We start from the raw sequence: 20,464 nt of genomic DNA, 5'->3' as shown, positions 1-20,464 counted from the left end.
GCGTTCCGTGAGAAATGGCATCCAGGCAATGACAGGCCGCTAGACAGCAGACCGCCAGAGGGGGATGAATGCGTCGCATCGCTCGGATATCGCTTGCCATCATCCTTTCGCTAGCCGTCGCAATCCTGACTGCCTGGGCCGGACTTGCCATGTGGTATCGCCTGCCCGTGGCTGAGTTTGGACGGGCTGTGGCCGGCGTCCTTTTCACCTTGTTCGGCCTCGCCACCGTCATCGCGCTGTTCAGCCGGTTTCGCATCAGGGCGTTTGCCCTGTTTGCAGCTGCGTTTGCTGTGGTTCTGGTTTGGTGGAGCACCATCAGGCCTTTTGATCACGCGGACTGGGCGCCCGACGTCGCCCGTCAGGTGACCGGCACCCGCGACGGGAACCTGTTGACGCTGACTGATGTGCGCGACTTCGAATGGCGTAGCGCTACTGATTTCACCGAACGCTGGACAACGCGGACCTACGACCTCTCCAACCTTCAGACGGTCGACCTCTTCATGTCTTATTGGTCCGGGACCAAAATCGCCCATGTCATCTTAAGCTTCGGCTTTGCAGGAGGTGACTATCTTGCCTGGTCGATTGAGGTGCGACGCCAGGGAGGCGGCAAGTTTTCTCCCATGGCAGACCTGTTCAAGAGCAATCCCCTGGTCATTATCGCGGCTGACGAGCGAGACGTCGTCGGCGTCAGGTCAAACGTTCGCGGAGAGGATGTCCAAATCTATCGGCTAAAAGCGTCACCGGAGGCGGCCCGGGCGCTCTTGCTGGAATACGTCTTGGACGCAAATGCACTTTCCACGACTCCAGAGTTCTATAATTCCATCACGACGAACTGCACGACCACGATCGTCAGGATGATGCGAGCCGTCGGTGACGTGGTCCCCCTTGACTGGCGCCTCATCGTTAACGGCTATCTTCCCGAATATGCGTATGCACGGGGTGCACTCGATGTCAGCTTGCCGATGTCGGTTTTGAGGGAGGCGGCCCACATTGACGGCCGTGCGCGGGCGTCGGGCCTTTCGCCAGACTTTTCGAGATCGATCCGGATTGGCGTGCCATCCCCCGGTCCAATTTATTGATCTCTGGAATCGTGTTTGGAAACGCTGGGCGGTTCGAACCGGATCTCATCCCGGCTTCACGGCGCACTTCTACTTTCTCCACCTGTCGACTCGCCTTGGCGGACACCGAGCCTAGATAAGCACTGCGCTGGGGCGAAGCGATGCAGAAGGACCTGAGCATGCCTGAACAGATTACCCTGAATAAGCCTGAACAGATCACATTGAATGATGGCTCAGCCATTCCCCAGATCGGCCTTGGCGTGTGGCAGGTCGATCCAGCCATCACGAGCCAGGTGGTGAGTTGGGGGATCGAGGCCGGCTACAGGTTGATCGACACCGCCGAAGGCTACCAGAACGAGGAAGGCGTCGGGCGAGCGATCCGCACGGCTGGCGTGCCGAGAAGCGAGCTGTTCATCACCTCGAAGCTGCGCAACGGCGCGCATCAGCGTGACGCCGCCCTCCGGGCCTTCGACGAGACGATGAGCAAGCTCGGCATCGATCAGATCGACCTGTTCCTGATCCACTGGCCAGTGCCCAGCCAGGGCAAATATGTCGAGGCGTGGAAGACCCTGATCGAACTCAGGAATGGCGGCCGGATCAGGTCGATCGGGGTTTCGAATTTCAACCAGGACCATCTGGAGCGGATCATCGGCGAGACCGGAGTCACGCCCTCGGTCAACCAGATCGAACTCCATCCCCGGTTTCAACAGCGCCACATCAGGGAATTTCATGGCACGCACAACATCCGCATCGAAAGCTGGAGCCCGCTGGGCAGCGGCCGGCTGTTGAGCGACCCTACCCTTGAAAACATCGCCGGAAAACACCGCAAGTCCGTCGCGCAAGTGATCATCAGATGGCACCTTCAGGAAGGACTGATCGTCATTCCAAAGTCGATCCACCAGGACCGCATCGCCGCCAATTTCGATGTCTTCGATTTCGAGCTGGACGCCGCAGACCTCAAGCTCATTCGAGGCATGGATTCATCAGACGGTCGCACCGGATCGAACCCCGCCACGGCTGCATTCCTGTTCTGAGGGTCTGAGAGAAGAGCCGACGGCGAAGCTGCCAATCTCCCCCCTTGCGGGGGAGATGCCAAGTGGTGGCAAAGAGGGCAGGACAGAGGGGGCGCTGTCCCACCAGCCTTGCCGGGTTCTGCAGCCCATCGTTCCCGGAACTCAACCAACGTCACACAGCCGATTCGCCGACCGAAAAAAGCTGCCAGGTACCTGGCGTTCCGGGGAACTCCATCTCGGAATGCTCCTCAAACGTCAGGCCCGAACCGGCCGTGAGATCACGAACGGTCCGGGACGCGATGATCTCACCCGGTCCGGCATGATCGAGCAGACGCGATGTCAGTTGAATCGCAATACCGGTGAAGTCGTCGCCGTGCCTTTCGCATTCGCCAATATGGATTGCCGCGCGAATCCGAAGGCCGGATTCGCCCAGTCGACGACGGATCGCGAGTGCGCATTGGATCGCCCGCGTTGGCCGCTGAAACACCGCGAGAAACCCATTTCCGGTGCGCTGGATTTCCTGACCGTCCGCATGATGCAATTCTTTGCGTATCTCGTCGTCGTGTCGCTGCATCAGATCGCGCCACGTCTGGTTGCTGGTGTTGACGAGAGCCGACGGCAACCCGACGACTTCCACGTGCAGCGCCGTCACAAGCACGCGCTCGCCCGGCGCTGCCGGCAAAGCGCCGGTGACGAAGGTCTGGATCTCGTCGACCAGGCGATCGGAATTCTCGCCCCAGATTACGTGATCACGGCCGGCAAGCTCGATGTAACTGGCGCCCTCGATATGCGTTGCCAGATAGCGCCCCTCTTCCGGTTTCACCCAGCGGTCCCCTGCCGTCTGGACGATCAGTGTCGGGACGTGAATGACTGGGAGAAGGGTGCGAACATCGATTTCGGTGCCCCAGCGCCAGAGCGCGATCGCGTCGGCAGGCGAGGCTGAATTCCTGAGATACGCGGCGAACCATTCTCTCTCGAGACTGTCATTCATCAGGCTAGGCGCGGCGTTGCTCATATCCGCCGGCTCCCCCCACTGTCTCTCAACGGCGGCAAGATCTTCTTCCACCTGCTCGCTTGTCCTTGCCCAGGGGTAATCCTTCGACCATCGGCCGCTGGCATAGGTTCCGTTGAGGACGAGAGCCGCTGTCCGCTCGGGATAGGTCGCCGCAAACAGCATGCACATGGGGCCGCCTTCCGAGCTGCCGAACAGAACCGTGTGCTTCGAGCCGACCGCATCCAGCACCGCCCGCATATCTTCCATTCGCTCTTCCAGCGTTAGCAAACCGACATTTCGATCGGACAGCCCCGTGCCGCGCTTGTCCATGCGGATCAGGCGCGAGAAGGCGCCGAGGCGATGGAGCACATGCGAAAACCGCGGCGACGACCAGGCAAGGTCAAGGTTTGAGACCCATCCAGGCACATAGATCAGGTCGACCGGTCCGTCGCCGGTCACCTGATAGGCGATGTTGATCCCGGCCGATTTGACATAATGGGTCGCGGGGCGCATCGGCTCGGCCCGGAACGCCGGCCGCTCGCCGGTTCGGGCTGGCGAGGGCGGCGGCGTCTGGGAAGGCGACGCCGAGGCAGCTATCCGGGAGGCGGCTTGCGGTGTCATGCGGCGCGTCCGCAGGTCTTCATAAAGATGTCGGGTTTCCGGCTCAGGCTGCAGGTTCAGTTCCCGCTGCAGCGCACCGCGGCAATTTTCATATTGCTTCAGCGCGAGATTGAGCCGGCCCTGGGCCGCATAGGCTCGCATCAGGGCGCGGTGGGTGTCCTCCCTCGGCGGTTCCATGGCGAGCAGACGCGTTGCCGCGCGCACGCATGAGGCAGGATCGTTCGCAGTGCAGTAATGCGCGACGAGCTTGTCCAGTGCCCCGACGGCCATCGCCCTCAGGCGCTCGCGCTCGACCCGCAGCCAATCCTCGAACGGCTCCTCCTTCAGGCCGAAGCCGTCGAGCAGGTCGCCGCGATAGACGAGAAGCGCCTGTTCGAGATCCTCAGGCATCGAGTTGGCGGCTAGAGCCTGGAAACGCGCGACATCGAAATCGAGATTATCGAGATTGAGGGTTATGCTATCGCCGTCCGTCAGGAACCTGCCGCCGTCGGATGCGTCCATTCCTTTCTTTATGGCGGACAGGGCCTGCCGGAGGTTCATCCGCGCCTGGGCCTCGCTGTTGCCGCCCCACAAAAGCGCGGCGAGCTTCTCGCGTGACTGGGAGTGTCCGGACTGCAGGGCGAGATAAGCCACCATGGCGCGCGCCTTGCGGCTGAAAACCGGGGCCGCCGCAGCGCCTCCGGCGAAGTCGAAACCGCCTAGCAGACAGAGATGAGGGTGCGTCATCGGATCCGCCACAGCCACAACTTCTTTGCGATCCTTTCCTGTAGTTGCCCCTAATTCAACCGTCATTTTCCCGGCCTGGCGTTTTTCACGAATCCTTCACGCTGGTTCCAACGCGCCTCTCACGGCCGTGCTCGAGATTGTCCGGACGAGCAACCCTTATTTCAGGAGGACACTATGCTACGCCCGAGTTCGGCCGAATGGCCCATATGGCATGATGATCCCGGTCAGAATGAGCAGTCGCGCGGCGGGCTTATGCCACTACGCCATGATATTGCGCTTACGCATTATCTCGAGAAGCAGCGGGCCTGCCGGGTATCAACAGTCCGCCCGTTCGATTTCCGAACCACCGCGATCCGCGCATGCGCGCTGATCCCGCGTCTCGGGCGTGATTTTTTCCGGCGACTGCATCCATTCAAACGGCGCATCGCTATGAAAAATGCACTTAAGTTGACCGACGATATTGGCTTGAGGCTGGCGCAGATCGAAGCAGAGATAAGCAACTCGTTCTGGCGTCGGTGAGCACGACAGCGGGTTTCGGCTCGATCCCAATGCCCTTTTTTACGGTGAAAAGCTCCCCTTCCCGCTCAGCCTCATATCCCCGATCCATCCAGCAGCGGGACATCTTCTTCGTCCCAGGGGCTCGGCATTGAGCCCTTGCTCAGATTGGCGGTTGGCAGCGGCATCCAGCACTTCAGCTCGGGTTCGGCGTATTCAACCACGCGTCCCGGAGACGAGTCGGAAGCGCGCCATCCTTCGCTGCCGAACTGGTCGGCTCGAGACCAATAAGCCAGGTCGACTTCCGCCGGCCCCTGTTCAGACGGCCGAACCGTGACAAGAATTCGGCTGCCATCCCTTGGCGCGCTCGACATGTGACGCCACCGATCGGACTCGTCCATCGTGTTTCCTCCTGCAGCCAGCATTTCGGCTGTCCAGACGAATAGTCGCTTCGCGTACAAGGCCGGTCAACCCGAACTTTGCGCCGGACAGCTTATAGCCGGACAGCTTGTCGTTGGCGGCCTACCGGTCTGGCGCGACGTGGGCTGCCGGTCATCAGCGAACCTTGGCCTTGACCGCCCACGCTCTTGTTTTCAGGGGAATTGACCCGTCCTCGCCGCGCGGCAGACTATCGCGGAGCCTCTCCATCAATCTCTGGCGAGCTGCGGGGTCGAGACTCATGCAGTAGCCGGGTGCGGGCCCCGCACCCAGGGTGAAGGGGTGCCAGTAGTCTTCAAAATCCTTGAACACGGCGGGCGCTTCGATCCGGGTGCAGTCGACGGAACCCAGGCCCGCCTTCTCCGCGAGATCGGTTAATCCGTCTCGGGTGCAGAACGGAAAGCGCCTGTCCTCGGAAAGGTCGGCAGCACCGGGGTCAAGCGCCGTCGCAGCGGTCCAGAAGGCCCGCATGAATTCCACCCCGCCGCCAGGATAATCCCACACATAGAATCCAATCGTCGCTCCAGGGCGGGCCACTCGCCGCATCTCGGCGAGCGCCTTTTGCTTGTCGGGGACGAAGTTGAGAACAAGCGCCGACACGACCATGTCCTTGCTGCCCGATTCGACTGCCAAGGCCTGCCCATCGCCTACGAGAAACTCGACACGCTTGTCCGGCACGTTTGCCCGCGCCTTGGCGAGAAAACCCTCCGACGGGTCTATGGACACCAGGCTCCTGGGATTGCAACGGGCCAGGATGGCTGCCGAGAGCGCCCCGGTTCCGCAACCCACCTCCAGCCAGTCCAGACCCTCCGCCGGATCGAGCCAATCCAGGAACGGTGGAGCGATCTGACGGCTCCATCGCCCCATATAGAGGTCGTAGCTATCCCCGGCCTGCCAGGCGTCGTGGCGCGTTGCCTCAGCCATCGCAATCTCCTCCCCTGATAATTTCGACCCATTGGACCGCGAGAATACGCCCGCCGCGCTCGCGGGAACAGGGGGCCAGGTAGGTCTGCCCGGAATCGTACTCGGATGCCCACACGCTCGCCCGAAACGGGCCCGCAAGGCAGACGAACCGGGCGCTGGACATCTCCGATCGGAAGGAAATCGCTGCTGCCGTCACCGGACGAGTTCGTGCTCAGACTGCCCGGAACGCGAGGCTCCGCCTCATCAGTTGGATGCTGAGCGACAGGTCTCCGCTTCCAATGAACCAGGGAGACAGTATCCGGGACGATCTCAGTCCGCGATAGAGCAGATAGGGAAGTCCGAGCGACAGGGCGATGAGCGCCAACTCGGAAGACATTCCGAAGTCACGCAGCGTGAAATGAACGAACTGATGGACGAACATGATCACCAGGGAGGCCGCCCCGATTTCCGCCAACGGAGCGATGCGCAAGCTCGGCATCTCCATGAAGCGGATGAGGGCGAGGACAAAGGTCGACATCGCCAGTGCAACGAGCAGGCCGAGAAGTGGGGGGCCGAAGATGGCATCCTTCATGCTGAAGGTAAAGTCGGAACCCGTCCGCGCCGCCGCGAGCGCGACCCCGGCAACCGCCACGACAAACACCGCCGACCACAGCGCGCTTATGCCGCGTTCGCGCAGGAAATGTCCGAACCAGAATGCGCCGATGGCGAGCGGCACGTTCGTCAGGGCCAGCGGCGCGCGCACCTCCTGCCAATAGGTCTGGATTGAATAGGCGAGGCCGACGGATGCGCCGACGAAGATCAGCATGCCGGGATCGGTCGGTCCGCTAGTCCTGATCGCGACCTCGTTGTAGACAAGTTGCGTGGCGACGAGGCAGGTGACGAACCAGAACACGCCGAGTTCGCGCGTGAGGTGCCGTCCGCCCAGCAGGGCGTCGGTGATGAGTTCCCTGATCTGCCAGGGCGCCGGGGTGTCGCCGCGCAAAAGGTCCACAACGAGCACGCTCGCCATGATCGCGCCGAGAAACGTCACATAGGGGATGAGCAGGCCCTGGGCGCGCTTCCGGAAAAGCGCCTTCCTGTCCGTGACGGCGAAAAGGTAGCCGGATATGATGAAGAAGAACGGCATGAAGAAGAGCGATGCCGCAAAGTGAACCGGTTGCGCCCATCGCCAGGTGCTGTGGTCGAGGACGTGGGCCATGACGACGAGGGTGATTCCCAAGCCCTTGGCGGTGTCCAGCCAGGTCTCACGCATGGGCAGGTTCAACTTCAGCGTTTCCTGGATATGGCCTACCGGCCGGCCCGGTCCTTCGGTTTCGATGGCGATTGTGCATCGCATCATACCTTGTGGCAAGTGCGAATTAGCTCGGATGCTCCGGATTGCCGATAGTCCCATTCAGCCGGCGAGATTCAGCATTCCGCTTGATTTTACGCCGATCCTCACGCATTGTTGCGCTGCACAATATCGGGATAGTGCCGATGTGTCAGTTCAAGGCCTTTCGATAGGAAACGTTGACCGGCACCGGTTACCGTTTTTGCGAAAGGCAGCGGGCTGTTGAAATCGATCGCGCTTTGACGTCGGATCGGCCAGGTCCGATTTGAGGCAGCAAGGGATCACATACCAAGATGCTTCGCGACTTGTCCGCCTACAAGAAAATGATGATGCTCGGCATTATCGGGCTGCTGTTCGTCGCTGTCCTCGATGCCTTCAGCAACCTGCCGGTCGTTTCCGGCTGTGCGTTCTACGGCAACTGCGCGATCGATGGCTCCGCCGAAGCACCGATCGAGCTCAGTCTGGACCCGACAGATCAATGAAGCCACCCGGGAAGACGGCGCTTATCGTCTATGACGGCGACTGCATCTTCTGCCAGAGCTATGTCCGCTTTGCCCGGCTGCGCGACGCCGTCGGTCCTGTCGAGTTGCTCGACGCGCGCTCAGGCGACCCGCGCGTTGTCGGGTTTCAGCGCCAGGGCTTCGACCTGAACGAGGGCATGCTCTTCGTTTTCGAGGACCGCGTCTACCACGGCGAGGAAGCCATCAATCTCCTGGCGATCCTCAGCTCCTCTTCTACGCTCTTCGGCTGGCTCAACCGCAGGATTCTCTCAAACAGGACGGCCGCGCGGCTGATCTATCCAGCACTCAAGCTTGGACGCCGGGCCACCCTGAGGCTGCGCGGCCGCTCGCTCATCCCTGCCGACCTTGACCGGCGCTAGAAATTTCCGGGCGAAATATATGGCTTAAGCCGACTGCCCGGCGACGGTTCTCCCAGCGCGGCGCTCAGTGCGTGCAGACCTTCGGCCGCGAGAAATCCACCAACTTGAAGTTAAGGAACTTGCGTTCGAGGAGGTTGGGCATTTCGTCCGCGAAGGTCGACGCATTGGCGCGGGTAATCGTCTCGCCATCCTTGACGTAAGTCACCCAGGCCTCGGGCTTCCGGCGCAGCTGTTTCTTCAGATCGAGGAGGACGTGGTAATTGCCCGCTCGCGACTGCCGGACGAGATGGGGCTCCGAGGAATCAATGATCTTCACCACCTCGTTCTGATAGTTGAACAGGTATGGTAGTTTGGGAAAGAGCAGATGGTTGGTCTGGCCGGCTTCCGTGTGCAGATTGCTGAACATATTGATAGAACTCTCCGTCTTGAGCCCGACATAGGGTGACAGGCAGGAGAGGAAGAACAAGCCCGGCACCAAATAGACCCAGAGCGGCTGGCGCGGCGAGGAAACGGTCCGGCAAGGCAGGTTCTGCAGAGCCACATAGGCCAGCACGACCATCGCCGCGCCAGCCACTACCGCCCAAATGAGGATCCAGACAGAGTGGACCATCATGTCGAAGGACCGCTCGGGAAAAGCATAGGTGAGCAGAATGACGAGAGTGACCGCGAATAGCATCACGGCCGCGCCCGGCAGCAAGATACCGATCCGGCCGAACGTTTCGCGCAGCGGATTGGTAAACTCCAGCGAGGTGCGATAGAGCGCCTCGCTAGCGGGCGTGGGGATGCTCAGCACATACAGCGCGAACACCAGGCTGGAAAAGTCCATGTACCAGGAATAGGCCGAGATCGGGATCACGTAATGGAAGACGAGTGCGAGGATGAACCCCGCGGCGAAATAGCGCTTCCAGTAGAGAGACACGATCGCGATCGCCTCAATGACGAAGGTGGCGAAGATCGCAAGATACCGGCCAAAGAGATTGTCCTCGAGGCCGAACGGACGAGCCAGCGGAGCGTAGAGGCCCACCGCGCAACTCACGGAAGGGTCAAGGAAGTCGGTGTTGATCTTGTGGAAGATGCCGTAGAAATACATGATGGCGAGCAGCGACCGGGCGACGATCCGGATCTGTTGATAGAGGTCCATCCGGTTCAGGGCGGCGCCGTGGCCGGCGGCCCGCAGATAGAGCACCGCTGCGCTGAGCAGGATAGCCCCGTTCATCACCGCCGTGATCGTCTTGTTATTCGAAGCGACCGGCATGCGCAGCGCGTATAGCACAAGCGATACCATCACGAGCCCGATCAAAAACTCGGTCCGCCGTGGGTACAGCAGGAGTAGCAAGCTGAACAGGACGACCGACCAGCTCAGAGCGGCAAAAAGCGGCCCCTTGTAGCCAAGCATGGCGTAGATATCACCGGCGATACTGAAGATCGCCGCCATTGCCCAGAAAGGAGTAAATGCGGTCAACCCGTCAAATGTGTCGTCCCGACCGCTGACGTTCGCGATTTTGCCGCGACCAATATTCCATAACGGTATGGCGCCTGAGGACTGCTGCTGCCCTATAGACACTAGTTAGGCCCCCTCAAAGATCCTTTTGGCGGTTCTTTCGACGTCCAACTGGGGACGGCTTGCCGCCTTCGGAACCATTGCTCTATGTTGCACTGCAACATCAGCACGGGTTTAGATAAGAGTCAATCCGGTGTCGTCGGTAGCTCCTCCTACTGGGCATCAGCCATTGAGAGACTGCTAGCAGGCACGGTGTAGAGCGGGATGCGTTCAAATTGAACTGGCCATCCCGCTCTATCTATTGTTTAGCTGTATTTCTGCGACGCCAAAACTTAAAGCCACGCACGGAGCCCTTCGGATGCGACGCGCTTTAAGAGTTCGCCGACTATCGCTGTCTTGCCGTTTTGGGAAATTCCACTACGTCCGCCGGCGGGCGCTTGTACTGGGCTGCGGCAATTGCATCGATCAGAATATCCAGAGCCGCGCGAGCAGCGCTGCTCGTCTCGTCATCGCCGCGCAAATAGTGGCAGGCTCGTTCAAGATGGAGGTGGGCGGCGGCAAAGTCGCTAGTCATGGATTCTCCTTTTGCCCGCCGTCCGACAAGGATGGCCATTTCGATTTACCCAAAGGCGAATATCCACAGCTGGATTTGAATCAATTTTGGCCGGTTAACCAGATCTTCAGCATCGCGAGGCGACCTTGCTGCTGCGGACATGTGTTGAGTTCCGCCTCAGGCAACAGACCCGCTCCGGAGACCGGGGCGGGTTTTTGCTTGAATGGTGCTCCGGGTCGGAGCCGGCATCCGCAATTGACGCAGGCTGGCTTCAGTTTGGGGGGCAGAAGAGGATGCCGAACTGCTCATCCAACGCTCAGTGTGATGAGGGGCTCACGGCAATCGCATGCCTCGGAGCCAGTCCAGCACCTTGGTCTGAGCCTCGCTCGCATCCTCACCCAAGACCGCGAGGCCATCCAGAATGGTGGCATCCGGGCATAATTCTTCGATATCCCGCCGCGACCGCCCCAGGCCGCTCACAATGTAGGTGACGAACGGCGCAATGATCTTGCCCGACAGATCATGGCTGGACAGGAAGCTGCGGACGGGCGGCGTCAGCCTGATGTTCCAAAGTGGCGAGCCGATGAAGACGAGGTCATACTCCGCCAGATTGTCGACGGTTGTCCGCAATGGCGGCATGTAATTAGAGCGCTGCTCCTCGGCATTTTGTGCGACAAGCGCGTCATAGTCGTCCGGATAGGGCTCCACGGTCCGGATCTCCACCAGGTCGCCGCCAACCAGCGGATCTGGGTGGCGACAGTCCTGGTGTGGCCGGTGCGCGAATAATAAAGGATCAGGATCTTTCGCCCCGCAATGCCTGGTATTGCCGGATGGGCAAGAATCTTTGCCGGCATCAGAAAAAGTCCGCCCGCCAGAAAACCGGAAGAGGTGAGAAACTTGCGGCGCCTCATGCCTGACCTATCCCGAGGCTGCAGCGGGCATGGAGCGCCGGAGATTTCGCCAGCTTGACGATCAGGTCGGACAGGCTGTTCAGGGAAACATCATGTCCCTCAAAGGCTTCGCCTTTTTGGGTGATGTGGTAGCTGACTTCCTCGTCGCGCGTGAACCAGCCCGGCCGAAGAATGGTGAAGTCGAGATCGGATTGCTCGATCAGGGCCGCCGAATCCCGATAGGGGTCCAGAATGCTGCGGTAGCGCTCGCCGGGGACTTCGCCGTAGATGCCCATCGAGCTGATGAAGATCAGCCGCTTCACGCCAGTGGCATGCATCGCGTCGATGATCGCGGTGGCCTGCCGCGCCATGTCGCCGGCAAGATTGGCGTACACCACATCCTGGCCCTGCATGGCGGCTCGCAGCGTGCCTGCATCCAGCACGTCGCCCTCGACGATGGCTACCCGCCTCGGGTCGGGATTGGTGAGCCGACCGGCTCGCCTGAGGTAGAGCGTCAACGTGAAATCGGCATCTTCCAGGAAAACCGCATCTACCAGGAACACTTTGGTCGTGTTGCGCGCAAGCTGCCCATTGGCGCCGAGGATAAGAACTTTGGTCATGGTGGTTGCTCGCCTGTATCCGCCGCGTCCGCGCAGGCCGCGGCGCTCAGTATTCCTGCCGCGTCGGCCTGAACAAGATTTCGTTGATATCGACGTCCTCAGGCTGGCTCATGGCAAAGGCCACGGCGCGGGCGAAAGACTCGGCTGGAATCGCCACGCGGTCGTAGAGTTCTTGCACGCCCTTGGCGACGTCCGGTTCGGTAATGCTGGTGGGCAGCTCGGTCGCGACCGCGCCCGGCGAGATGACGGTGCTGCGGATGTTGTAGGGCTTCACCTCCTGGCGAAGCCCTTCCGAGATCACCCGCACCGCATGCTTGGTCGCGGCGTAGACGGCGCCTCCAGGCCCCACCTTGTGACCGGCGACCGAGGACACGTTGATGATGTGGCCGCTCTTCTGCGCCTTCATGTGCGGCAGCGCGGCGGCGATGCCGTAGAGCACGCCTTTGATGTTCACGTCGATCATGCGATCCCAATTCTCTATCTTGCCGCGTTCAAGCGGCGAGTGCGGCATCAGCCCGGCATTGTTGATGATCACGTCGATGCGTCCGTGCACCTCGACCGCGTGGTCCACCAGCTGTTTGACCTCTTCGTGCCTGGTGACGTCCGTCTGCACGACGGCGCGATCACCAAGCGACAGCTCTTTTTCGAGCGTCTGAAGCCTGTCGAGGCGCCGCGCGCCCAGCACCAGCTTGGCGCCCTGCTGGGCAAGAAGCCGTGCCGCCGCTTCGCCCAGTCCGCTGCTGGCGCCGGTGATGACGACAACCTTGTTTTGAATACCTTCTGCCATGATTTTTCCTTCGTGATTGTCCAGAGGCCGCGACGGACCGTTCAGCGGCCGACCCGGGCTTGCAGATGGGCCGGGTAGCGGTCGCCTTGCACCGTGATCCGTGAGACGGCACTCTCGATGGCGTCGAGATCACCTGGCGTCAGTTCGACGTCCGCCGCGCCGATGTTCTCCTCGAGGCGGCGCAGCTTGGTGGTGCCGGGGATCGGCACGATCCATGGCTTCTGCGCCAGCAGCCAGGCCAGCGCGATTTGAGCTGCGGTGACCTGCTTGCTTGCCGCTATATAACCCAGCACGTCGACCAGGGCCTGATTTGCCTTGCGCGCCCATGGTCAGCGTCGGGCCGATGTTGCGGAAGTCGTTGCTGTCGAAGGTGGTGTTCTCACTGATTGCGCCGGTAAGAAAGCCCTTGCTCAGCGGACTGAAGGGAACGAAGCCGATCCCGAGTTCCTCGAGCGTCGGCAGGACCTCCTTCTCGGGCTCCCGCCACCACAGCGAATACTCGCTCTGCAGCGCTGCGACCGGCTGCACGGCATGGGCACGGCGGATGGTCTGCGCGCCTGCTTCCGACAGCCCGAAATGCCTGACCTTGCCTTCCCAGATCAGTTCCTTGACGGTTCCGGCGACGTCCTCGATGGGCACATCAGGGTCGACGCGGTGCTGGTAGAAGAGATCGATGGCATCGGTCTTCAGCCGCTTCAGCGAAGCCTCGGCAACCTGCCTGATGTGCTCGGGGCGGCTGTCCATGCCACGCGAAACCTCCCCGCCGGCGAAGCCGAATTTGGTTGCGATGACCACTTTGTCGCGAACGGGGGCCAAGGCCTCGCCCAGCAGTTCCTCGTTGACGAAGGGGCCGTAAGCCTCGGCCGTATCGAACAAGGTGACGCCGCGCTCATGGGCCAACCGGATCAGCTTGATCGCCTCCTGCGTGTCGGTAGCTGGGCCGTGGCCATAGCTCAGCCCCATGCAGCCCAGGCCGAGGGCCGAGACTTCGAGGCCGCTATTGCCAAGTTTGCGCTTTTGCATTGTTCTTCTCCTTGCTTGCTTAGCGATCAATCGCCGCGTCCAGTCCCTCCGACAAAGGTGCGCCCTTGATGTCGATGGTGGCGAAGGCATTGTCGATTTCGCGCAGATCCTCGCCCGTCAGTTCGACACTGGCTGCCGCCAGGTTGTCGTCGAGATGTGCCACCTTCGTGCCGCCCGGGATCGGCACGATCCATGGCTTCTGTGCCAGCAGCCAGGCCAGCGCGATTTGGGCCGGCGTGATGCCCTTGCGGGCGGCAAGCCCTTTCAGGAAATCGACCACCTTGAAGTTGGCCTCCAGCGCATCTGGCGTGAAGCGCGGGAAATGCTTCCGCAGGTCGTTGGGGTCGTCGAACTTCATGTCCCTGGTGATCGCGCCGGTGAGGAACCCCTGGCCCAGCGGTCCCCATGCAACGAGACCGATGCCCAGCTCTTCGCAGACTGAAAACTTCGTCTGCTCGGGTTCGCGCATCCACAAGGAATAGTGATCCTGGATCGCCGCCACCGGCTGCACGGCATGAGCCTTGCGGATGCTCGCGGCGCTCGCCTCGGACAGCCCGAAATGCTTGACCTTGCCTTGTCCGATGAGCTCCTTCACCGCACCGGCGACATCCTCCATGGGCACGGCCGGGTCGACCCGGTGCTGGTAAAGAAGGTCGATGCGGTCAGTCCGCAGACGCTTGAGCGAAGCGTCGACGACTTCGCGGATGTGCGCGGGCCGGCTATCGAGCCCGACGGTTTCCTTTTTCTCGTTGATCTTGAAGCCGAACTTGGTGCAAATCAGAATCTGATCGCGAACCGGCTGCAGAGCCTCGCCGACCAGTTCCTCGTTGATGAACGGCCCGTAGCCTTCGGCGGTGTCGAAGAGCGTGACGCCGCGTTCCGCAGCCGACCGGATCACACCGATCGCTTCTTTCTTGTCCGCGGCAGGTCCCAGACCGAAGCTCAGCCCCATGCAGCCCAGACCGATGGCCGAGACTTCGAGGCCGTCATTGCCAAGTTTGCGTTTCTGCACTGGCTCTCTCCTTGTTGAGGCAGGCGGCCGTTGTCAGGGCCGCCTCACCGGTCAATCCTGTATGGTTGATGCGATTGGCGGCCGAACAGCCATGCGCGGCCAGACGATCAGGGTGAAGACAAGAACCAGCGCCAGAACGAGCATGACGCCGGCGCCAGTGATCGCGGTCGCGATCTGATGTGCCAACGGCTCCCGGCCTTCAAATCCCCCGGTCCGGGCTGCGGCGAAAACAACCACCAGGATGGCAAGGCCTAGCGAACCGCCAAGCTGGTGGGCGACATTGACCAGTCCCGACGCCGCGCCCGCGTCCTTGTCGGCAACGCCGGCGACCCCCGCTACCGTGAGCGGACCGAGGGCAAAGCCGTTGCCGAAACCAATCAGGATCATCGGCAGTGCGATGCCCGCCACGTAGCTGGTTTCCGCATCTGCCCTGCCGAGCCAGAGCATCCCGGCGGCCAAAAACGCCAGGGCCAAGGTCAGCAGGCCGCCGTTGCCCAGGTGCCGCGTGAAGGAAGGGACGGCCACGGCAGCGGCGAAGGTCGGAACCGTCATCGGGAGAAAACCGAGACCCGCCTGGAGTGGCGTGTATCCCAGAACGCCCTGCATCAGCTGGGTTGTGAAGAAGAAGAAACCCATTACCGAGCCCACGAAGAGCATGCGTGCGACATATGCCCCCGAGCGTTCGCGGCTCGCAAAAAGCCAAAGTGGGAGGATCGGCTGCTGGACGCGCCTTTCGTTGAGGACGAAAACGACGAGAAAGAAAAGGCCGGCCGCTATCGCCGACAGCGTCAAGGCATCGCTCCATCCCACTTCGGCGGACCGAACCATTCCATAGACGAGCATCGTCATACCGAGGGTGGAGCTGACTGCGCCGACGACATCGAAGGCGCCCGATCTCCGCTCGGTTTCCGTCAGGAAACGACCCGCAGCCAGCATCAGGGCGATGCCGATGGGCACGTTCATGAAAAATCCGACGCGCCAGGAAATCCAGTCCGCGAATAGGCCTCCGAGCACGAGCCCCAGGCTCGACCCGACCCCGGCCACCATGGAGTAATATGCCAAGGCGCGGGTGCGCGCGGCACCTTCGGGAAAATTCGTCGAGAGCAGGGCCAGAACCGTCGGCGCCAAAATCGCCGCGCCGACGCCCTGGACGGCGCGCGCGGCGAGCAGCCAGGCGGGCATCTCGGCCAGGCCGATGGCGAGCGACGCGACGGTGAAAAGCACCAGTCCGATGAGGAACATGCGCCGCCGCCCGAACACGTCACCGGCACGCGCACCGAGCATGAGCAAGCCGCCGAAGCTCAACATATAGGCGTTCTGCACCCAGGACAGGCCGGTGGCGGAAAAAGCGAGATCCTCACGGATTTTCGGCAGGCCGGTGATGGCGATCGAAATGTCCAGCACGATCATCAGATAGCTGGTGAGCACAATCGTCAGCACGGCCGTTTTGTTGGAGGCAGAAGCAGCGGTCATCATACGCGCTCCGCCGTCGAGCCGGCGTATTGCTCGTCGCAGACATGCTCCATCCAGTCGGCAGCCTTGCCGTCGAGCGCTTCCTGAATGGCGATGTGCGTCATCGCCGTGGTCGGGGCAGCACCGTGCCAATGCTTCTCGCCCGGCTCGAACCGGGCCACGTCACCCGGCCGGATTTCCTCGATCGGGCCGCCCCAGCGCTGGACGCGGCCGCAGCCGGCGGTGACGATCAGGATCTGACCCAGCGGATGGGTGTGCCAGGCGGTGCGCGCGCCGGGTTCGAAGGTGACGGCATTGCCGGCCGCACGCGCCGGCGCATTGGCCGCAAACAGCGGATCGATGCGGACCGTACCGGTAAACCACTCGGCCGGTCCCTTGCCCGACGCCTGCGCGCCACTTCTCTTGATGTCCATAGGCTTGATTCTTCTTGACTGCCGGCGTGACGGAAAAGGTCGTCCGTCGCGCGATTGCTGATGGCGGATAATTAGCGACTGCACCGGCATGCAACTAGCTGGCAGAGTTGGCATGAAGTTATGAGATGGATTCATGAATGGCGCGAGGGAACGACCTGCTCGCCTTCCTTCACCAGGGCGGCCGCGAAACTCGGCGTTCGCAGTCTGCGCTCAGCCGCACGGTTCGGAAGCAGCAACGCCAGAGCTTTCTCTGCGCTTCCTGTTCTGGATCCGCTTCAATGTGTAGTGGGCGAGGGATGCGTAAAGCCCAATGATCGATAGGACACGCAGGAAAAAGCCCAGCGTCGAGTTCTCGAAGTCCCAGAAGTCCATGGTGACGTGGGCGACAAGTTTTGATCCGATACCCATGTCGAACGAACTCCGGACGCCATAGGCGGCAATGGCGACGGCGGTCGCACGCAGTGCGACGGCACGAGCTGTGCTTTTGGTGGTGATCCCAAACTTGCTGCGTACCGCGTTCATGATCACTGACCAGCGCAGGCCAAGATGGATCGAGACGATGATCAAGGCCCAGTAGGCGGCGAGCGTATGGATCTGGCGCGCCGTGTATCCGCCATTCAGCGGCAGGAAGGAGAACACCGTGCGCGAGATCATCAAGCTGGTAACCAGCAGCAGCACCATCGCTGTCAAAAGCGATAGGGTGATTGCGATGTTGATCAGCCCGCGTGCCCTGGCTTTCGGGATCGTGCTGTACCAACGGCGGTTGAAGACATTATGGACGAAGATCAGCAGGAACATGCCCGTGCCGATCAGTTCGTGGGCAACATTGTCCAGCCAATAATAGGCGAGGCCTGCCAGCAGCAGGCCCGCCGCCGTGAAATCGAGCGCCAATCGCAAAAGGAACACATGGCTCAAGGCGCGCCTCCTAATCCACTACGGTTCCGTCGAATTGCTGTAGCTGGCCGAAGGTGTTGAGGAAGTCCTGGTCCGCCCGCGACTGATGACAGGACTGGCAGCGGGCTGTGTTCTCGGCCATGTTGATGGTCCTGTCGGGCTTGAACCACTGGAACTGCCAATCGCCCGTACGCCGGTCCTCGGGAAACTCCGTGCCCCAGCCCTCGCCCTTCTCCATGACGAAGTACCGAAAGACTTCACCCTCCCGGTAGTCGACCAGAACGAAATGCGTGCCATTGGGGATAGACTGACCGTTCTTGACGGCATCAACCGCCTCACGCGTGGTCAGAATATGCTCCGTGACATTACCGCGTTTGATGGTTGCGTAGTGCACGAGTTGATCAAGGTTGTCGGGGAACGTCGCTCGAGTGGGCTCGGCGTTCACCTGCCAGCCGGCAAGGCCAACAGCGCCAAAGATCAAAGCAATCAATGGAATGCGGCTCAATATGGTCTTCATGAATAGCCTTGCGTGGGTGGAATTGAGCCGAAGGGAAAGGCGGCCTTGTAAATCTAAGGGAACCGCCTGCTTGCAATTAGATGCTGGAATTGGCATGAAGTTATGAGATGGATTCATGAATGGCGCGCACAAACGTCAACGACCTCCTTGCCTTCCTCGCTGTGGCGAAGGAGCGAAGTTTCACCAGGGCGGCCGCGCAACTCGGCGTTTCGCAGTCGGCGCTCAGCCATACGATCCGGGGGCTTGAAGAGCGGCTCGGCCTCCGGCTGCTGACCCGCACAACACGCAGCGTCTCTCCGACGGAGGCAGGCGAACGCCTGCTGCAAAATGTTGGCCCGCGGTTTGATGAGATCGAGACGGAGCTCGCCTCGCTGAGCGAGCTGCGCGACAAGCCCGCCGGCACCATCCGCATCACGGCAGGCGAATACGCGGCCGACACGGTCCTTTGGCCCGCGCTGGCCAGGCTGCTGCCGGACTATCCCGACATCAAGGTCGAGATCATCGTCGACTACGGCCTCACCGACATCGTCGCGGAACGCTACGACGCCGGCGTCCGTCTCGGCGAGCAGGTGGCAAAGGATATGATCGCCGTGCGCATCGGGCCCGATATGCGCATGGCGGTCGTCGGCGCGCCGTCCTATTTCGCCAGGCGCAAGCCACCAAAGACACCGCAGGATCTGACGGCGCACGACTGCATCAATCTGCGACTGCCGACCTATGGCGGGCTCTACGCCTGGGAGTTCGAGAAAAACGGGCGCGAGCTCAAGGTGCGGGTGGAAGGGCAGTTCGTCTTCAACACCTCCGCGCTCAGGCTGAACGCGGTGCTGGCCGGGTTTGGTCTGGCGTACCTGCCCGAGGATCAGGCGCGGCCTTACATTGCCGACGGGCAGCTTGTCCGTGTGCTCGCCGACTGGTGCCCGCCCTTCTCAGGCTGTCACCTCTACTATCCGAGCCGAAGGCAGAACTCGCCGGCCTTTGCGGTGCTGGTCGACGCGCTGCGCTATCGCGGCTGAGCCGAGGTAACTTCATGCACCGAAGCGGTGTGCTGCAAAGGGCGTAAGACTTACGGAGCTGCCGCGTCCGGCAATCAGGTCGGCGACCATGCGGGCCGTGATCGGCGCCAGTGTGAGGCCGAGATGACCATGACCGAAGGCATGGATCACCCTGGGGCTGCCACGCGACGGACCGATGACCGGCCGGGAATCGGGCAGCGACGGCCGGAACCCGAGCCACTCGGATGAAGGCCGGCCGAGTTGCGGAAAGAACTGCCTGGCACCGCGATCGAGCAGCGCCAGCCGGCGCGGATTTGCCGGCGCTGCGAGCCCGCCGAGTTCGACGGTTCCGGCGACACGCAGCCGGCCGGTCATCGGCGTCATGTAGAAGCCGAGATCGACAGGACAGACCGGACGATTGAGCAGAGGCGCATCGGTCGGGAATTCGAGATGATAACCGCGTTCGGTCTCGAGCGGGACCCTGTCGCCGGCCTGCACCGCCAACGCCCGCGATTGCGCGCCTGCGGCGATCACCACCGTGTTCGCCTTGACGCGAAGGCCGGAACCGCTGAGCCTGACACCGTCCGCCTCGACCCGCAGCCCGGTTATAGCAGCCTGCGCCACCGACACGCCGCGGGCGGTCGCGGCATCGAGCAGCCGCCGCATCAGCGCCTTCGGATCGGTCACATTCATCGAATCCGGGAAGTACAGTCCGCTGGCCCCGGTCGCCGGCAGGCCGGGCTCCAGCGCGACCACCTCATCCGGCGTCAGAACGTCTTGATGGACGCCGAACCGGGCGCGCAGTGCCCTGCCCCCAGCGGCCTTGGCGAAATCGCTCTTGCGACGATACAGGTAGAGACAGCCGTTGCGGCGCATCAGATCTGCTATGCCGGCCTCCTTCACCATCTCCTCCCAAGCCGGCAGGGCCTCAGCCAGAAGCCCGGCGAGCGCCACCGCATTGGCGCGAGTGGCCGCCGGAAGCGACTGCCGCACGAAGCGGACCAGCCAGGGCGCAAGCTGGAAAAATGCCGTCCAGCGCAATGCGAAAGGGCTGGCCGGATCGAGAAGCAGTTTTGGCAGCTGGCGCAGCAGGGCCGGATTGCCGACCGGCATGCAGGCATATTCGGCGAGCGTTCCGGCGTTGCCGAACGAGGCGCCGGAGCCAGGCTCGTTGGGGTCGATGAGCAGCACCTCGCGCCCCTCGGCCGCAAGCCGAAGTGCCGTTGCCAAACCGACAATGCCGGCGCCGACTATGGCGATTTCGGTCGTTTCAGATGTTGCCACCGCCGTATCTTCTTGTTTGACCACGA

21 protein-coding genes and 1 pseudogene are annotated in these 20,464 nt (G+C 61.8%); 6 read left to right on the top strand and 16 right to left on the bottom strand.

What is annotated here, in order from left to right; all coding sequences use genetic code 11:
* Window positions 1–68 precede the first annotated feature (68 nt).
* Window positions 69–1,079: an Lnb N-terminal periplasmic domain-containing protein gene (locus IHQ72_RS14980; protein ID WP_258123128.1), complete on the top strand. Its 1,011-nt coding sequence runs from the start codon at window positions 69–71 to the stop codon at window positions 1,077–1,079.
* 158 nt (window positions 1,080–1,237) lie between these two features.
* A complete protein-coding gene (locus IHQ72_RS14975) occupies window positions 1,238–2,092 on the top strand; it encodes an aldo/keto reductase (RefSeq protein ID WP_258123127.1) in 855 nt (284 codons plus the stop codon).
* Between the two features lie 151 nt (window positions 2,093–2,243).
* Here IHQ72_RS14975 and IHQ72_RS14970 read toward each other — a convergent pair whose 3' ends face one another.
* On the bottom strand, window positions 2,244–4,412 hold the full coding sequence (locus IHQ72_RS14970) for an alpha/beta fold hydrolase (RefSeq protein ID WP_258123126.1): 2,169 nt from the start codon (window positions 4,410–4,412) through the stop codon (window positions 2,244–2,246).
* A 174-nt stretch (window positions 4,413–4,586) separates the two neighbouring features.
* Between IHQ72_RS14970 and IHQ72_RS14965 the strand changes: the two genes are divergently transcribed.
* Complete coding sequence (locus IHQ72_RS14965) at window positions 4,587–4,931, top strand: hypothetical protein (protein WP_258123125.1); 345 nt, start codon at window positions 4,587–4,589, stop codon at window positions 4,929–4,931.
* Window positions 4,932–5,002: 71 nt separating this feature from the next.
* On the opposite strand, the gene IHQ72_RS14960 is transcribed toward IHQ72_RS14965, so the two are convergent.
* The 3 genes from IHQ72_RS14960 to IHQ72_RS14950 all read right to left on the bottom strand — a co-directional run bounded on the left by IHQ72_RS14960 (window position 5,003) and on the right by IHQ72_RS14950 (window position 7,533).
* A complete protein-coding gene (locus tag IHQ72_RS14960; protein WP_258123124.1) occupies window positions 5,003–5,308 on the bottom strand; it encodes a hypothetical protein in 306 nt (101 codons plus the stop codon).
* A gap of 154 nt (window positions 5,309–5,462) precedes the next feature.
* Entirely contained in the window at window positions 5,463–6,269 is an 807-nt protein-coding gene (locus IHQ72_RS14955; protein ID WP_258123123.1) for a class I SAM-dependent methyltransferase, read from the bottom strand.
* Window positions 6,270–6,480: 211 nt separating this feature from the next.
* A complete protein-coding gene (locus IHQ72_RS14950) occupies window positions 6,481–7,533 on the bottom strand; it encodes an acyltransferase family protein (RefSeq protein ID WP_258123122.1) in 1,053 nt (350 codons plus the stop codon).
* Window positions 7,534–7,904: 371 nt separating this feature from the next.
* Between IHQ72_RS14950 and IHQ72_RS14945 the strand changes: the two genes are divergently transcribed.
* Together IHQ72_RS14945 and IHQ72_RS14940 are read left to right on the top strand one after the other, a co-directional pair.
* Complete coding sequence (locus tag IHQ72_RS14945; protein ID WP_258123121.1) at window positions 7,905–8,081, top strand: hypothetical protein; 177 nt, start codon at window positions 7,905–7,907, stop codon at window positions 8,079–8,081.
* Window positions 8,078–8,479: a DCC1-like thiol-disulfide oxidoreductase family protein gene (locus IHQ72_RS14940; RefSeq protein ID WP_095496521.1), complete on the top strand. Its 402-nt coding sequence runs from the start codon at window positions 8,078–8,080 to the stop codon at window positions 8,477–8,479. Before IHQ72_RS14945 ends, IHQ72_RS14940 begins: the two co-directional genes overlap by 4 nt.
* A 64-nt stretch (window positions 8,480–8,543) precedes the next feature.
* Here IHQ72_RS14940 and IHQ72_RS14935 read toward each other — a convergent pair whose 3' ends face one another.
* The 11 genes and pseudogenes from IHQ72_RS14935 to IHQ72_RS14885 form a co-directional block, all read right to left on the bottom strand.
* A complete protein-coding gene (locus tag IHQ72_RS14935; RefSeq protein ID WP_258123120.1) occupies window positions 8,544–9,914 on the bottom strand; it encodes a thiol-disulfide oxidoreductase in 1,371 nt (456 codons plus the stop codon).
* A gap of 451 nt (window positions 9,915–10,365) precedes the next feature.
* A complete protein-coding gene (locus tag IHQ72_RS14930; RefSeq protein ID WP_374120356.1) occupies window positions 10,366–10,593 on the bottom strand; it encodes a hypothetical protein in 228 nt (75 codons plus the stop codon).
* Between the two features lie 273 nt (window positions 10,594–10,866).
* Window positions 10,867–11,256, bottom strand: coding sequence for a flavodoxin (locus tag IHQ72_RS14925; protein ID WP_258123119.1), 390 nt, complete (start codon window positions 11,254–11,256; stop codon window positions 10,867–10,869).
* Window positions 11,257–11,440: 184 nt separating this feature from the next.
* Window positions 11,441–12,043 carry an NAD(P)H-binding protein gene (locus IHQ72_RS14920; protein WP_258123118.1) on the bottom strand — a complete coding sequence of 201 codons (603 nt, stop codon included), beginning with the start codon at window positions 12,041–12,043 and terminating at the stop codon, window positions 11,441–11,443.
* A gap of 46 nt (window positions 12,044–12,089) precedes the next feature.
* On the bottom strand, window positions 12,090–12,830 hold the full coding sequence (locus IHQ72_RS14915; RefSeq protein ID WP_258123117.1) for an SDR family oxidoreductase: 741 nt from the start codon (window positions 12,828–12,830) through the stop codon (window positions 12,090–12,092).
* A gap of 41 nt (window positions 12,831–12,871) precedes the next feature.
* A pseudogene (locus tag IHQ72_RS14910) lies at window positions 12,872–13,853 on the bottom strand (aldo/keto reductase).
* Between the two features lie 19 nt (window positions 13,854–13,872).
* Entirely contained in the window at window positions 13,873–14,865 is a 993-nt protein-coding gene (locus tag IHQ72_RS14905; protein ID WP_258123116.1) for an aldo/keto reductase, read from the bottom strand.
* A 51-nt stretch (window positions 14,866–14,916) separates the two neighbouring features.
* On the bottom strand, window positions 14,917–16,275 hold the full coding sequence (locus IHQ72_RS14900) for an MFS transporter (RefSeq protein ID WP_258123843.1): 1,359 nt from the start codon (window positions 16,273–16,275) through the stop codon (window positions 14,917–14,919).
* 62 nt (window positions 16,276–16,337) lie between these two features.
* Complete coding sequence (locus IHQ72_RS14895) at window positions 16,338–16,751, bottom strand: (R)-mandelonitrile lyase (protein ID WP_258123115.1); 414 nt, start codon at window positions 16,749–16,751, stop codon at window positions 16,338–16,340.
* Window positions 16,752–16,961: 210 nt separating this feature from the next.
* The gene (locus IHQ72_RS14890) at window positions 16,962–17,666 is read right to left on the bottom strand and encodes a DUF4405 domain-containing protein (RefSeq protein WP_258123114.1); all 705 of its coding nucleotides are present in this window, start codon (window positions 17,664–17,666) and stop codon (window positions 16,962–16,964) included.
* A 10-nt stretch (window positions 17,667–17,676) separates the two neighbouring features.
* Entirely contained in the window at window positions 17,677–18,162 is a 486-nt protein-coding gene (locus IHQ72_RS14885; RefSeq protein WP_258123113.1) for a cytochrome P460 family protein, read from the bottom strand.
* A gap of 119 nt (window positions 18,163–18,281) precedes the next feature.
* Between IHQ72_RS14885 and IHQ72_RS14880 the strand changes: the two genes are divergently transcribed.
* Window positions 18,282–19,175 (top strand): LysR family transcriptional regulator, encoded by an 894-nt coding sequence (locus IHQ72_RS14880; RefSeq protein ID WP_258123112.1) that lies wholly within the window; start codon window positions 18,282–18,284, stop codon window positions 19,173–19,175.
* A gap of 12 nt (window positions 19,176–19,187) precedes the next feature.
* Here the strand turns inward: IHQ72_RS14880 and IHQ72_RS14875 are convergent, their stop codons facing one another.
* Window positions 19,188–20,438, bottom strand: a complete 1,251-nt coding sequence (locus IHQ72_RS14875; protein ID WP_258123842.1) for an NAD(P)/FAD-dependent oxidoreductase — start codon at window positions 20,436–20,438, stop codon at window positions 19,188–19,190.
* Window positions 20,439–20,464 lie beyond the last annotated feature (26 nt).

It is taken from the genome of Mesorhizobium onobrychidis, from assembly GCF_024707545.1.
Classification (GTDB): Bacteria; Pseudomonadota; Alphaproteobacteria; order Rhizobiales; family Rhizobiaceae; genus Mesorhizobium; species Mesorhizobium onobrychidis.
Note: the sequence above shows the minus strand (reverse complement) of the source record. Positions and strands in the feature narration are given on the sequence as shown.